The 15029-nt window shown below is 51.9% G+C and carries 12 protein-coding genes and 1 tRNA gene; 5 read left to right on the plus strand and 8 right to left on the minus strand.

The genetic code is table 11. The features are described 5' to 3' along the window. Positions 1-69 precede the first annotated feature (69 nt). The 3 genes from Q1A52_RS06170 (at position 70) to Q1A52_RS06180 (ending at position 3824) form a co-directional block, all read left to right on the plus strand. Positions 70-144: transfer RNA gene (locus tag Q1A52_RS06170), tRNA-Phe, on the plus strand. Positions 145-378: 234 nt separating this feature from the next. After that, the gene (locus Q1A52_RS06175; RefSeq protein WP_300012402.1) at positions 379-3054 is read left to right on the plus strand and encodes a restriction endonuclease; all 2676 of its coding nucleotides are present in this window, start codon (positions 379-381) and stop codon (positions 3052-3054) included. A 50-nt stretch (positions 3055-3104) separates the two neighbouring features. Beyond that, a complete protein-coding gene (locus Q1A52_RS06180) occupies positions 3105-3824 on the plus strand; it encodes a hypothetical protein (protein WP_300012405.1) in 720 nt (239 codons plus the stop codon). Here the strand turns inward: Q1A52_RS06180 and Q1A52_RS06185 are convergent. Continuing rightward, complete coding sequence (locus tag Q1A52_RS06185; protein WP_300012407.1) at positions 3821-4042, minus strand: hypothetical protein; 222 nt, start codon at positions 4040-4042, stop codon at positions 3821-3823. The genes Q1A52_RS06180 and Q1A52_RS06185 overlap by 4 nt on opposite strands. A 311-nt stretch (positions 4043-4353) precedes the next feature. Here Q1A52_RS06185 and Q1A52_RS06190 point away from each other — a divergent pair, with 311 nt between their 5' ends. Beyond that, positions 4354-4734 carry a hypothetical protein gene (locus tag Q1A52_RS06190; RefSeq protein ID WP_300012410.1) on the plus strand — a complete coding sequence of 127 codons (381 nt, stop codon included), beginning with the start codon at positions 4354-4356 and terminating at the stop codon, positions 4732-4734. 221 nt (positions 4735-4955) lie between these two features. Beyond that, the gene (locus tag Q1A52_RS06195; RefSeq protein WP_300012413.1) at positions 4956-5264 is read left to right on the plus strand and encodes a hypothetical protein; all 309 of its coding nucleotides are present in this window, start codon (positions 4956-4958) and stop codon (positions 5262-5264) included. A 479-nt stretch (positions 5265-5743) separates the two neighbouring features. Here Q1A52_RS06195 and Q1A52_RS06200 read toward each other — a convergent pair whose 3' ends face one another. The 7 genes from Q1A52_RS06200 to Q1A52_RS06230 form a co-directional block, all read right to left on the minus strand. Next, the gene (locus tag Q1A52_RS06200; RefSeq protein WP_300012416.1) at positions 5744-6727 is read right to left on the minus strand and encodes an AAA family ATPase; all 984 of its coding nucleotides are present in this window, start codon (positions 6725-6727) and stop codon (positions 5744-5746) included. Further along, positions 6724-7683 (minus strand): DNA-primase RepB domain-containing protein, encoded by a 960-nt coding sequence (locus tag Q1A52_RS06205; protein ID WP_300012419.1) that lies wholly within the window; start codon positions 7681-7683, stop codon positions 6724-6726. Before Q1A52_RS06205 ends, Q1A52_RS06200 begins: the two co-directional genes overlap by 4 nt. A gap of 327 nt (positions 7684-8010) precedes the next feature. Further along, the gene (locus tag Q1A52_RS06210; RefSeq protein ID WP_300012423.1) at positions 8011-8259 is read right to left on the minus strand and encodes an AlpA family transcriptional regulator; all 249 of its coding nucleotides are present in this window, start codon (positions 8257-8259) and stop codon (positions 8011-8013) included. 47 nt (positions 8260-8306) lie between these two features. Then, positions 8307-8912, minus strand: a complete 606-nt coding sequence (locus Q1A52_RS06215; RefSeq protein WP_300012428.1) for a hypothetical protein — start codon at positions 8910-8912, stop codon at positions 8307-8309. Continuing rightward, positions 8872-10047, minus strand: coding sequence for a site-specific integrase (locus Q1A52_RS06220; protein ID WP_300012431.1), 1176 nt, complete (start codon positions 10045-10047; stop codon positions 8872-8874). The genes Q1A52_RS06215 and Q1A52_RS06220 overlap by 41 nt, the downstream gene beginning before the upstream one ends. Before the next feature lie 101 nt (positions 10048-10148). Continuing rightward, on the minus strand, positions 10149-11498 hold the full coding sequence (locus tag Q1A52_RS06225; protein ID WP_300012434.1) for a hypothetical protein: 1350 nt from the start codon (positions 11496-11498) through the stop codon (positions 10149-10151). 206 nt (positions 11499-11704) lie between these two features. After that, entirely contained in the window at positions 11705-14614 is a 2910-nt protein-coding gene (locus Q1A52_RS06230) for a UvrD-helicase domain-containing protein (RefSeq protein WP_300012437.1), read from the minus strand. Positions 14615-15029: the final 415 nt, after the last annotated feature.

A 15029-nucleotide genomic window follows, 5' to 3' on the forward strand; every position in this document is an offset into this window, starting at 1 on the left:
AAAAGGCACTGGACACCTTTGAAGCAAACTCCTAGAACCCGCTCACCCAGCCAAGCTTTGGCAGCCCGTGCCCGGGTAGCTCAGGGGTAGAGCAGTGGATTGAAAATCCTCGTGTCGGTGGTTCGATTCCGCCCCCGGGCACCACTTAAATCAAACAAAAACAACAACTTACGCGTTATCGCAGCATCGCTGCAGCTTCTAGGCTTGTGAGTTGGGTGCTGTTTGGGTGCAGTCGTTGGCCCCAACCTAAACGCCTAGAACTTTGGATCGCAGTCATGCGATCCAGTTGCCAGTTACATGCTGTTCTTTTTTAAATGACAGGCATAGAGTATTGGAGAAAGCGCAGCGCTCATCGCCTACCAGATATAGCGACTACATATGTCACTCAGAGAAACAAAGTACCGGATATTGATACCGCTCAATAAGGCGAATGAGCGATACCGGAACGACAAAGGTCGATTGTTTGAAGGGATTGTCAGTCAGTTCCTAAAAAATCAGAGCTTCACGGTCACTGAACGCGTGCGAGATGTGGGCAGTGAAATCGATTTGGTATGCAGCAACGACCTATCCGGTGACATAGCTGTTGTTGAATGCAAGACACAAACCGAGACCTTGCCGTCGTCTGTCGTGAACAAACTTCACACTGATGTGTCTCTGCACGACGCACATGTTGGTTGGATTTTTTCGATCTCAGACTTGGGTAAGGAAGCTGAAGGGCGTTTGAAGAAACTTAACGAGAAAGGGGGAAAGGAAACGTTTCGCCATTTTTCCCCGAGTGCGCTCGTTGGCCATTTGGTGAACATCAGTGCGTTGACCGAACCCACTGTAGTTCAAGAAGACACACCAAATGAAAAATACCTTTGCATTTTTGAAAATCGATATCTTTGGGTATATCCCGTCCACGAAAGTTCTTCAGGACAACCGATTGCGCTACGGGCGTGGAACGCCGAAACGGGGAAAGCAATCAGCCCAAATGATGCTCCTGATTTGACTGACACAGATTTTCCATTTCCTGAATTGACATGGCTGGATCATCAGGCTGGAGAAAACTCGGCAACGAAACAAAATCAACCTGTGGTAGAAGTAATCCCGGGCGAAGAGTGGAGCGATTATCGACCGTCACGACCGGATGACTTCGTTGGACGAAAGCGCGTCATAGAAGATATAGGTGAGTTCTTTGGCAGAGTGCGAAACGAAGAAACCAGTTCGAGGCTGTTTGGAGTAAAAGGTCAATCAGGGTGGGGAAAGAGCAGCTTAGCTCTAAAACTGGCAGCTGAATTCGGCAAAAGTAAAACTATTGTGGTTCCTGTTGATTGTAGAGCTGCGAAAACCTCAATCTACCCAAACCTTGTCTTGGACCGGGCTTTCAAACTCGCAGCCAAACGGCTTTACCCAGGCCCACTTTTCCAACTCAACACAAAGTTTGAAGCCAACCCTTTCGAGGAAGATAGCATCATTGAGCTTCTCGACATCGCCAAGCAGCAAGGGTTTGTGATCTGTGTGATCTTCGATCAGTTCGAGGAAATCATCCACAGAGCTGAACTGGCCCCCGTATTTGCGCGAATGAAGGAACTGGCGCTGGCTGCAGATGAAGTTCGCTCAAATTTTGTGGTAGGGTTCTCGTGGAAAACTGATGGAACCGTTGGTTCCGATTATCCGGGGTACCATCTTTGGCATTCGCTGTCAGATCGCCGGCGCGATTTTCAAATCGATAAATTTTCACGGGATGATGCCGATCACTTCATTCATCATGCCCAAAGGGAGAGCAAAACTACACTTAATAGGACGCTGACTAGGTTTATTCTCGAAAATTATGCAGGTTTCCCGTGGCTACTCAAAAAGCTTGTTAAACATTACCTCTCGGATGACGGAGCCCAAGGTGGGGCCAAGGCGGTAGGAAGCCTATTCTCGTTGGAAAGCCTGTTTTTGAATGACCTCCAAGAGGTGTCGGACCCAGAGAGGAGGGCTATAAAATTCATTGCACAGAACTCACCAGTTGATTTCGGCTCAACCGCAGAACGGTTTGGCGCACAGACTATTGATGCACTAATTGGCCGAAGGTTAGTGATCAACACGGGTGGCCAGCTAAACCTGTATTGGGATATCTTTAGGGAGTACATCCTCTTTGAGGAGTTGCCCCACCTGCCTAACACATATGCACTTACAATGTCGGCACGGCGAATTGGTGGAATCATTAAGCTTCTGTTAGAGAACCCTACTCTGACATATAAGCAGTTATCAGAAAGGCTAAACGTCAGCCTGCCTACTGCCGATAACACCGTGCGCGATTTGGTCAACATGGGCTTGGTGCGCGCTAACAGAGTTGACCAAATCATTGAGGCAGACTTCGGCAACTCGGTGGAGGCGACTACAAAAATTCGGGAGTTCCTAACGAGCCATGCAGTCATTGTGCGAGCGATTGAGATAGTCTCGGCGCAGCGTCAAGCTACGTTTGCCGAAATATGCGCGGCGTCAAAGGAAGACTACGCGTATATTGCGATAGATGACAAAACCTTGGATACTTACAACCGGAAGATCTTGATCTACGCTCTCCATTTTGGGGTCTTGAGAAAATCCGGTAATTTTTTCTATCTGGGCGATCCAATTGAAGATATCTTGAGGAGCTCCGAGAGAATTACGAGAATTTCGGAAGTTGAGTTGTTTCGTGCAGCTGCCCCACCGGAACGTGTGATTGAGCTTATCGATGCATTGAAGTCGGGCTCCCTACACAGCAAATCGGAGGCAGAGGCGAAGGGACTGCGAAATGCCGTCTTTGCAGCCAGCACACTTGGTCTAATAAGCAGTCAAAATGGAGAACTAGCCCTGACCGAGAGGTCGCAACGAAGTTCTTCTACGACCGAACTGGTGCGCTCAGCGACAGCAGCGATAGAGCCATTCAAGAACTGCCTACCCAATATGGCACAGAACGATCTCTCCGCCGACGAAATCGGTAGCTATATAGCAGATTTTTTCCATCTAAATTGGTCTCCTGGCTCGTGCAAGCGCCATGGATCATCGTTCAAACGTTGGATTTCTTGGATGTCCGAGTTCTAGAACGCTTTGTCGCGTTTGAAGAGCACGCGTAGGCTTCGAGTGAGGTTAAAATGATGACTCCCTTTAGTTGGACGAATTGCTATGCCGATGTCCAGACATCTATGCACGACAAGACGATACGGGCGTACTTTTCTGATGTAATCGCGCCTTCAATAGACACCTTAGAACAGCGTATCGGTGAGTTGAAAAAGAGCAGCGATCCATTAGACCATTTTACCCAATCGGATACATTAGATGTTTTGCAAGAAGCAAAATTGGCATTTGCGTTGTCCATCCAGTCGATTTGGGAGCGCCAACTGAGAGCGTACTTAGCCGGTTGCGCAAAAGAGCTTCGACCCGATGAGAACCTTAAAACCAAAGTAGAAAAGGCAAATTGGGACGCATTGCAAAAGATTTTTCGTGACCTTCGCGGCCTTGGACTAGATGGGTTCCCAAGTTTCGCCTTGCTAGACGAACTTCAACACCTCGGAAATGCATGCCGACATGGCGACGGAAAGTCGGCCACGTTGCTTTATCAGCATAGCCCCAATCTGTGGAAGCCAATCCCATCAATGCCAGACGGTTTCGGGGTTGCAAGTAGTGAACCACCCTCGGTCAGTCTTTTGGATATTTCCCTTGATCACTTGCGCCACTTCACTGAAGCCGTCGCGCAGTTTTGGGATGACACAACCTACATTTATAACGAGAGCATCGAACACAAGCACCCAAGCTTGGAGGCAAGGCTAGCGCTCGAACGCAAGACGAGGCATTGGATTCCTGTTGGTGACTAATTTTTCTTAGATGGTTTCGCGTCGGACACCACGCCTCGTGCTTCTTTCTCGGCTGCTGATCCTTTCACCCACTGCCACGGCGTACGCGGCTTACGAGCTTTCGCCAGTTCGGGGTTCGCCTTGGCGTCGCTGGCGGCAGCGCGCAGGCGTTCACGAGCTTCACGTGGGTCGAGTTTCAATTCTTCGCAAAGAGCTTTCAGTGTAACGATATCGGCCATGTCGATCTCCTAAGTTTCTGATGCAGATCGATAAGACACGGATCGTTGAGGTGTCAGGGATAACCCCAGCCAGTCTTTAGCTTTTCTCCGATTGCTGCTACCACTGGTCTGGACGTGGCAGACGCGGTCACGTTGGGGCGTAGCAACCCCTCGCGTACTAGGCCGATGCGTCGGCTCAACCTTTGACCCTATGGTCGGGGTGCCTGTGTTATACAACAGGCTCCGGCTAAAGGCACAGGGTCCGTGTACGCGCGGATTGCTAACACCCCGATCACCAGTCAACCGCGAGGGCGCTCGCAGATCGGGGCGCTATGGGGTTACATCTATCCGAACCAGTATACTGGGAAGAACGGACAGGGCTGCCGCAGCAAGCAGGCATTTACGTGATCGCAAAGGGTGATCCGAGCAACACTGTCTACATCGGTCGGACGTGGGGCACGAAAGGCATCAGGGGCAGGATACGGCAGTTCAATCGATCTGCCCTCACCGGGCAAAAGGGGCACGCGGGTGGCGTCACGTTCCACGGCTTGTTCGACGGCGACACGACTGGCCTGTTCGTTTCCGTGCACCTGCCAAACGGCATCGATCTCAAGCCGGAAATCTTGCATCCCTACATCGCCTATGCCGAACGGCGACTGATCTGGGAGCATGTGGAGGCGCATAGAGGCTTGCCGGTGTGCAACTCGGAATGACCTGCAACAAATCCCCGGCAGGCAGAGTTAGACGCGCGCGTGGCAGCGTTGCAATGAGCCAGAGACCCCGAAGAGCGCCCGAGGTGAGGTGATCCCGTCAAATACACTGCTGGCGCGCTCAGGCAGGCGCTCAGGTGCTTGGTGATGCCATTTTCGCGTCCGACCCAATTCTCCTGCATTGATCAGGATTTTCCCTGACGGACACCTGCCTATTTCTTAGCGTGCTCGCGCAAGCAATAGGAGGCATCGCGCTGGAGCCAATAGAGATCATCATCTTCGCAACAGTCGTTCTGGCTCCTGCGGTGATCGCCTTTGTGTGGGTCATGTGGGAGGGCTGGGTGCTGCCGACGCTGATCCCGAAATCCGAAATCATCGCGCTGGCAGGTGAACTGATCGATGAATACAGTGACCGGGCAGTGGAAGTTGCTGCCAACCGAGAATACGAAGCCTGGTATCGGTCTGAACTCACGGACCAGGGCAAATGGCGCAGGGTGCGCCGCGAAATCGAACTTCGGAAACGACGCGACTGATGTGTTGTTATCGCCGTCTTGTCTTGTCTCGCTACTCAAGAAATGGCTGGGCAAAAAATGACACTGCAGACATTCCAGCCAATGAGTAAAGCCACCCATGCGGCACCCGAAAGTAGCTACTCAGATAAACCCGAATGCGGAGCGATTGAAAAGACTCGGCTATTTGGGTCCGCCTTGCCTCCAACAGCCTGATCAATAGTCCGCGTGTCGTTCTCGGGCACATCTGAACGAACCTTCTGAGGCGCTGGCAGTAGAAGACCACAGGGGGATGGGGGAAGGTGTTTTTTTCTCGACGCGCGCTCTGTGGACGGACAAGTGGTCATGCATACTTCCGAGATTTTCGGCCCCTAGCCGATTTCAAGAACGTCAAGATCGCCAAGGGCGTCACGCATCATCATGGCGAACTTGAGGGGTGAAGTACGCCAAAATCATTAATGGCGATGTTGGCGTTCTTGGCGCACTTCATATCCTACCTGTGGTCATTCTTCGTCTGGCAACGACAGGAACCAGCCTTTCCCCTTCTTCTTCGACCTGACGCCCAGAGCACGCCTTGCGCGTTCCAATGTTTTGGGGGCGATGTCGCGTGCAGCAGCCTCTTTCTCAACCCTAGTGGACGCCTCAGGGCCGTTCTTGAGAAATACGCGCAGGAATTGGGTCGCCTCGTCCAGTGCCGACATTCGGGGTGGGCCATCGGAAGAAATCAGATCATCAATCGTGATGTCTGACGGCCCAAGCCAATTCAGGGTCGCCATACCTCCTTCCTCGCCAGCAATCTCGTAGCTTTGGGTTTGCCCCCTCGTGGCGATGTTGTGTTTGATGTGAACAACCAGCTTGGTCGAACTGTCGTTTGGATGTTCGCAGACCAAAAACGCTGACCTAGCAGCGCCGATCACATCCATAGACCCACCACCTCTGTAGATGGCCTTGTCGTGCTTGGCCTTGGTCAGGTGCCGGATGATCACCACAGCAGTCTCGCCAGCTTCGGCGATGTCTTTCAGGAAGGACAAAAGCTGCCGGATTACATTGGGCTTGTAGATATCTTGCCCAGCCGGGATATAGGCGAACAACGGGTCAAAGATGAGAAGGTCTGGTGGCTGTCGCTTCACTTCGCGCATGAGCGCCTGCAGACCTTTCTCGTCCAGCGACAGGAAGTCACCCTGAACCCGAATGCGTGACGGATCGCCCCCCATCGCATCGATGCGCGGCCTGATCGTATACGCAGCATCATCCTCGGCGCTGAGGTAAAGGACGCGACCGCGCCCCACCTTTTGACCATCTGGTAATTCCCCACCAATGCTGACCTGTACGGCCAGTTGCATCGCGAGGAAAGATTTGCCGACGCCGGGGTCGCCCTCCATGATCGTGATCATGCTGAACGGGATGAACGGCTCCCACAGCCACTCGACTGCCTTGGGGTCGATTGTATCCAAGCCGACGAACAGTTCCTTTTTCTTTGAGGTCATTGAGTGTCCCCCACCTTCGCGATGATCGCGTGGATTTCGCGCCCAAGACGGCTCAAGTTGTCCCCGTGCTTGTCCCGAAAATAGGGGCTGGCCCAGATGACGCTTGCGATTTCGTCCAACGAGGCACCGGCCTCGTGAAGCCCGGCCACCATTGCGAAAATTCGGTTTGACCTATCGTGGGCGCGCGCTGTGTTGTGCCTGATAAGCGAGCTAGTCGAAGCGTCCAGCTTGTGTCGGTATCTTTTCCACACATCCCATTTAGAATGCGCATGTGGGTCCAAATCCTGACCACGAAGATTGACCGTGTACGAACCTCGCTGGCTGAGTAACAGCTTTGGCCTTTCATCCATACACGTGGGGTCGAACTTCAAAAGTGGGATGAACGGCTTCCCGTATTCCGGCTTGTGATTGTATGATCCCGGTATCCTCAGGAGCTTGTTTGCTGCGCTACCCCCTTTGTCGCCTCCGAACCGATAGGCGAGGGCTTTGGAATATGCCGACGCCGTTTGAGGCGTATGAGGGCAACCCCAGCACCATAGCGCTTGGGCGCGTCCCGGCGAGGTCTGCCACACGATTGACGGTTGAGGATTGAAAGCAAATGGGTCAGCTGCGTCCACATCGCACCAGCCAAACCAGCAATACTGGAAAACACTGCTGAGCTTTCGGTTTTTCCGGGTGTAGACATTCGGGCTGAAGTATTGATCCCATTCGTGGCGATTGTAAGAGCGCAAGACATCAACAACACACATGTCATCATCGATCTGCACGAACTCCTGTACCATTCTCGACGAGCCTTTTTTGCGAAAGCAAAGCGAGGCATAGATCTTCACTCTGTCTCGTACTTGTGGTCCCCAGATCGCGAACAGAAACTCGTCCTGCTCTTTGACTGTCGTACGATCTGGCCAGCCATCTTGAAAAAGTGAGGGAGTCAAGAAGTCATCAATTTCGGGTGTCATCATATGTCCTTTCGGTAGGCGCAACTTCACCGTTCACGCTGTTGGCGCGGCAGTTTCGATTGCGAATTTGCTGGGGGGGTAGTAGGGCGCTTAACGCCCTACCTGCGCCGTGATCGGCATTTGCATTTGACCTTTGGTGGTCGAACGCCCGTCACCAGCATGTACCATTTGTCGAACTGGTCTGCGTCCCATGTCTTTGGACCACTCCTGCGCGGAAACCGTCCCAGATCTTCAAGCTCTTGAAGATGATCAAAGTCGTTTATGACGCCCAGTTTTTCGAGGCATTTCGGACAGTAAGTCCGCGTTTTCTTGCTTTTCATGGCTGTCTTACCTCGCATCTGCGTAGTGCCAATCGGCACGTTCGGCTTTGCGACGTTCCAGCCATTCTGCGACCTCGGCGCGATCCCAGCAGACGGTTGCTGGGCTCGGGCGCAATCTGCGGGGAAACGCACCTCGTGCCTCGGCTCTCAATAGCGACGAGTTTGAGAGCGTGATCCCAAGGTTTTTGAGATCGCTTCGTGAAAGTAGCACTAGCGGTTGAGGGTGTGTTTCTACGGTGGTGTTATGTTCTGCCATTTCGGCCTCCTAAGTCTCAAAGAGGCCTTCCATTTATACTGAAAAACTCAACCAGTATCGGGATTCAAATCGTCTATTTCGGTCCTAAACGGTGATTTTGAATGTATTCCAACAGCCTCCAAATCGTCGAGAATACGTTGCAAACGTTCGGCTTTTGGAGAGTCGCCAGAAACTAAACTTTCAAGGTCAGCCATGTCAGCCGAAGTCAAAGACAATGTCCCAATGATTTTTCGCAACCAATCTTCGATGCTTTTCTGCTCAGTCATTTCTCTTAGGAATTCAGGTGCAAATCTTTTTGCGATTCCAGTTTCAGAGGCGACATCTTGTTCTAGCTGGCTCGTCCATTCGCCTTGGGTCTCTTGATCTTGAACCGAGAGCAGAGCGCGTTTCATGCGATCTTTCTCAATCCGCAATGCAGCCTCGTAGAGAGGGAAAAGCATCAGGTCATCCTTGATGGATTTCCGGCCGCGCGAATTTGGCTCCCCAAGTAGCGCGTCTCGCGCTCGCGCAAGGCGCGTTTCGTCTTTTACAGTTGGGTCGTGGTGTGGATTGGCTTTGATAATTGCAGCTAGTAAAATATTTACTAGGCGATCATGAGATAGCAGCTTTTGCTCAGCCCTCGGAAGACGGGGAAGTAATGATTTCTTCGACATATTTTGCCCACCGTTCCAGCGCATCACGCTTTTCGTTGAAATACGTGTAGCGATTGTAGGTCGCGCCGACACCGGACACGACTCCTGATTTATGGTTGGTCACTGCATCGATCACATGAGGGGCTACGCCGATCTTCGCCATTCCCGTGGAGGCCGTGCGTCTGAAATCATGGAAACGCCAATCAGGTGTGTTTTCCGGCAGTGTCGCCTCAATACGTTCCTTGAGGCGTCCGAACCCAGATATCGCTGAACGCCCAGTCGTCGTGAAAACAAAGTCGCTGTCGAGGAACCTGTGCAGGGATCGCAGTATGTCCACGGCCTGTGGAGGCAGAGGCACAACATGCAAACGTGCGTTCTTCACGCGACTCGCTGGAAGTTCCCAAATTCCCTCATCAATATTGAGTTCAGACCAACGCATGTCAGACACTTCAGCCCGTCGCTGCCCCGTCATCATCAGCAGCTTGAGGAATGGGCCGAACGGGTATCCCTCGACGTCACTATGATGCCAAATCGTTCGAATTTCAGCATCGCTCAACACTCGATCACGAGGGATTTCGCGCGTAGGTGGTCTGAGGAGAGCCACAGGCGATGTTTCGATGTCACCACGCATCACACACCAGTTCATGAGCTTTTTGATCGCTGAGAGCGCCCGATTTGCGCGTGTCGGTGTCCCCTTGGCGATGATGCCGTCCAGCACCCTACTGACATCCTGCCGTTTGATCTGGTCGATTGGCCGATCCTTCAAACCATCGAACTTGTGTAGAACGCTTTCGGTCCGCTTCCAGTCCTTGGTGTTGGGCTTGGCGTGAAGCTCAATGAACTTGGGGATTGTGTTGCCCAGCGTGGGGGCCGATGCCTCCAAAACCTCAGGCGCTTTCTCGAATTCGCCCAACTCGACATCACGTGCGATTTCCATCGCGCGACGTCTGGCGTCGGCAAGGGAGACCACAGGATATGGGCCGATTTTGACGCGCCTGCGTGAACCGTCCGGGCGGACCAACGTGTAGAACACCTTGGCACCTGTGGTCGACACACGTACATGCAGGCCGTTTACTTTCTGGTCGCGCACCTCGTACCGTTTTGCAGTCGCCGGGGGCATCGCGTCGAGTGATTTGGTTGTCAGCATCTGTTTCATGCAGACATCGTAAGACACCCAGAATCCCCGTGTCAGGGTATGGTTTGGGAGGTTCTGTGCCGGATCGCATCCATATGCTTAGGATTGCCCCTATTGCGGGACTAATCTTCATCTGCCGGTTGTTCGGGTTCTTCCCAACCCAGAGAGCGAAGGTGTTCCCAAACGTCATCGAAGCGAGTTTTTGAGCGTCTTGAAAGGCTCAGAAAGAACTCGTCGACCGAACCGGAACTGGGGCATGTCGGTTGCTTGGCTTTTAACAACTCTAGAAGACGGTCCGGTACTCCGCCCGCATTCCAGATTTGCCCATTCTCTCGGGTTGCCTCTAGAACCTGATCCAGCATTTGTTCCGTTATGCCTTCGGCGAATGGCCGTATGAATCTGTCAAAGTTTGCCTCAGCATTCCGGTAACTGCCTGAATTGCCGAACCTTTCAAGTGCGTTTGGCCAGAATTTTTTGGCAGCGACTGCGTTCAATACTTCAGCTGCCTCAGTGCGCGAAAGGTCTGCAAACCTTGTAATGAGCACCTCTTCAAACGGTTCAAGCTCAACAGCTGCAAATGCTTCTGGGTAGTCTGCGAGCTGTGCATCGGAGGCAGCAACTTCCTGCAAAGCAGCCAAAGGGGCTTCCTGAACCCTTGGCAGAACTTCAGAGAAGTCTGCGAGCATGGCTAGCGCGCGCGGTCGAAACTCGGGATCGTCATCATTAATGAGCTTTGCGACAGCAGTAAGAACCTCTTGCCAGCTTTCTGATCGGCGGAGCCGCAGGGCATTAAGCGCGTCAACAATACGAATGCGATGATTGTCCCACTCGGGAGGCACGTTCTTGATGAGAGACTTTGCCAGTATTATTCCAAAATTCTTAAGAACCTCGCCACGCATACCAGAAAGATACTTGTCTTCAACGAATTCGATTGCCTTTCCTTCGTCACTTGGGAAGCCGGGCGATTGGACGTCGGTACTGAAGGACTCAAAGATCTTTCGCCCTTGTACGGGACGCTGACTCAGAACGATGTCGACAATGCCCACGATATGCGTTCGCACCAACTCATCAGTCGGTTCAAACAGCTTATCTTCAACCGCAAACGCCGGGTGAGCGCACAGGTGCCGATCCTCGTATAGCCTCTGTAGGAGGCGATGCTCCTGCAAGTTCATCAGGCCCATCTTTGTCTTTGCGTGCTCTAGCAAACTGCGCTCATGCTCAAGCAGCTTCGCGACATCGTTCGCCGCAATAGCTTTGTCCCAATCGCCAATGAATGCAGTGGCTTCTGCATCACCTGCTGCAGAAAGTTCACGGTACTTTAGCAAAATATCGAATACCAACGCTACCCACGCTGCGGATATCGCTGCGCGATACGCTCCAGAGCGATAGGCCCGCAACGCTTCGTTGTAGTAAGTTCTAGACCTGTGGTCTCTGATTCTGACGATTTCTGCGTCGAGGTCTTTCAATGCCATAAATGAGAATCTTAGTTGCTCGGGGTAGCCTCAAGGCCACAAACCTCAATCAAACAGTCACGAACAAATTTCTCAAGGCTCGGAACGGGGACTTGGGTGCCGTGGGGGTGTTCCAGAGCGTAGTTGCTTTGGACTTCAATGGACATAGTGAGTATCAGGTTTGGATGAAATGGCTTGAAGGTTTGTGAATGCCTGCAATCGCTCGATCAGCTTTTAGACTTCGCAATCTTTGTCTTTCCCTTACAGCGTGGGTAGCTGACACATCCTAGAAACGACCCATATCGCCCCCTTCTTTCGACCAGCCACCCATCTTCACAACTGGGACAGCTCGGATATTCAGCACCGCAAGAACACTTGCTCAAACCGATGCTTTTGTTCCGAACTGGCAGTCCAATGCCACAGGACGCACAAGCGTTCAAAGAATGCCCGCAGAGAGTGGCATGTTCGCACCTGTACCATGTTCGGCCATCTCTGGTCGGGACAGGAACCAGATGCCCACCACATTCGCCGCAGGTATGGTTGAATTCTACTTGGCCGTCCGCGCCGGTTGTTCCGTACTCAGGATCATCCAACAACTCGGAAACGAAAGCCGATTGTTTTGAAGCTGACCCCATAAGTGTCACGGATTTTCGGGCACGGGTGAGCGCGACGTACATAACTCGGCGTTCTTCAGCATTCTCAAATGGCTCGGCCTCCGGTGAGACAAGACTTAGGAGTGGGTCATCAACGATTTCTGATGGAAAGCCCGTACGGCCACGAAACATGTTCAGGATCACCACGTGATCGGCCTCAAGCCCTTTGGATGCATGGATCGTGCGAAACGAGATGTCCAAATCGGAGAACTTGCGACGCAGTTGCGCGAGATTGGATGGGGCTAAGTGTCGATAACGGCCAAGCAACAAAACCGAGACTGGCTGCTTTCGTTGAACCGTACCTTGCAACGAGTGAAGCACTTGCTCCAGCTTGTTTTGCTCGTCGGCTTTGATTGTCGAGACAACTTTCAACGCAGGCATATCTGACGTGCCAGCTGGTATCACTGTCTTGTTCAACTGAGCCGGGTTTTGTAGCACAAATCTCTTCGCAGCATGTGCAATCTGATCGACTGAACGGAAAGTCCTTCCCAAATCTACAGTTCGGTGAACACCAGATTGCCCATCAAATTGCCCCCCAAACTCATCGCCAAAGTTTCGCATGAGATTGATATCTGATCCGGCAAATCGGTAGATCGACTGCCAGTCATCACCAACTGCGAAAATGCGTGCATCACTGTGTTGGGCTATTAGAGCTTTGACCAAGCACCCCCGGCTGCGCGATATGTCTTGAAACTCATCCACCAAGATGTGTTTGAACGGGCTGGCATACTCTCCCGTCTCGGCATACTTGGTTGCCCGAAGGATCATATCTTCAAAATCAATCCGCCCGTTTAACTGTTTTTGGTACTCTAGGTAGACTGGCTCGAAAATGGACAGAAACGCCTTGGCACGTTTGCCAAGCTTCAAGATACGTCCTTTCTCCGCGCATTCGTCGAGGTGGTATCCACCCCCTTTGTAGTGCTTCAAGAAGGTTCCAAGCAGCTGCACAAAACTGTCGGCTTGGTTTAGCTCCACAATCCTGTCGAAGAGCGTTTCTGGTGACCTTGGATTGACGGTCTCAAAGGGCGCAATTTTTTCAGCAAGTGCTTCCAGCAACCGACCGTCTTCACGCTCATAACTGAATGTCTCGATCAGAGTCGTTTCATGTTCAGCGTGGACACCACGCTTCCAATCCATTCCAGCGAGATATTCTTCGCGATCTACGAATGGCGCAGTTGACAGCCGATAGGTTCCGTCTACCGATTTCGTACGTCGAACACCAAAGTGCTCAATGTAGATGCCGCTTTTTGTTAAGCGAAAATCTGGACAGTAGTCACGAAAGCCACCTTCGGAAACCTTATGCTCGTAGTCGGGTTCATACTCATACTCGATGCCGTTCTCATACAGCCAGTTGGCAATCATCAACTCTTCAAAGCTTTTAACCTGCTCCCCTTGAAGGGTGCGAAGATCAAGCTTTTCAATGTAAGTGTAGTAGCTGTGCTTTTTCTTGAAATCCCACTCGCTTTTTTCTTCCAAACGCGTGTGGGAGAACCAGCCCACGATTGACTTTGACACTTCTGATGCCGTTCGGACCAAAGCCCTCAGGATTTCTCGGATCAAGGCAAGGTAAGCCTTGTCGTCCGTGGCATGAGCAGCCAATGCTGGCTTGCTTCCTTCAACGGACCCTATGATGTCATAGGCCAGCGAATGGAATGTACGGGCTTCCAAGGGCTCCCCACACTTGGCCTCGATCCGCTCACTCATTTCTTTGGCAGCGTCTTTGGCAAACGCCAGAAGCAGCACTTCTTCTGGTCTGCGCGCGCCAGACTTCAATAAGTAGCCCGCTTTGGCAGTAATGACGCTGGTTTTGCCCGAACCAGCGCCAGCCAAGACCAGAGTTGCATCTTCATCAGAAACGATTGATTGCCGTTGTTCTGGCGTCAGTGGATTGCTTTCAAATGTTTCGAAGAAGTCGGCCCACTCGATCAACTGACGTTCCTCAAAAGTCGAAATTGCCTGCTGCCTTACTTGTGGGGCGCTTTTCATAAACCCCTGAATCGTATGGATTTGATCCCGATGCGCATCCTCTAGGGCCTCTTGTGGTAGCTTGGAAAGAAGACGCTGATCGAGGCCACGAGCGCGCTCCAGTATTGGAGACACCACGCACGCTGCCGGATAGGTCGCTGGGTTAGAAAGCCCTCCAATTTCCAACACCAATGCATCAATGATTGCACGGCTTTGTTCAAAATCGGCTTGGACGGTCGCTTCCCAGTCCACGCGAATGGCGTTCGAGAAATTGACCGCGTCTTTGTGCCGAGCGCCTTTGAGCAAGTGAACAGGTTGATCATCGAATTGGAACGTCAGAGAGGCCCCCCAAAATCCATGCTCAACTGTTGGAGCAGAAGCAAGCGCCCGCAACGCGCCGGAGACTAAAGGCTTGGCATGTATGACAATCTCGTTCCCATCGTACTCTATGTACTTGGCATGTTTTCCAAATGGGTTGAGGAAAAACCCTATCAGCGGCTTTTGTTGTAAGCGGTTCAATATTCAGGAACTTTCAAATCGATAGGACATGCGAACTAAGATCTAGGATATCGACCATTCCGCTTGCCTAAAACCCGAAATGAGGAAGCTACAGGCAGGCTTTCTGGAGCGTTATGGCCGGTAAGTGTGGCCGCTGGGTGCTCAGTGGGTGCCGAGAGTGGTGGGCTGGACTGAAATGGATTGGTTTGCCCTGCGATTGATTGGAGATCACACAGTATTGAAGCCAAAGACTTTTTGCGTCGGCTCGCAGCAAGTTGCGAGAGTTTGAATAGAAACCCAGGAAAATTGAAAATCCTCGTGTCGGTGGTTCGATTCCGCCCCCGGGCACCACAAAATAAATATAAATTCTTGTTTTTATTTGTTAAATTGTGTTTATTTTGTATTTTATCCACCTTTTCGACCACCTCGACCCCTT

This window comes from uncultured Roseobacter sp. (genome assembly GCF_947488185.1).
Lineage (GTDB): Bacteria > Pseudomonadota > Alphaproteobacteria > Rhodobacterales > Rhodobacteraceae > Roseobacter.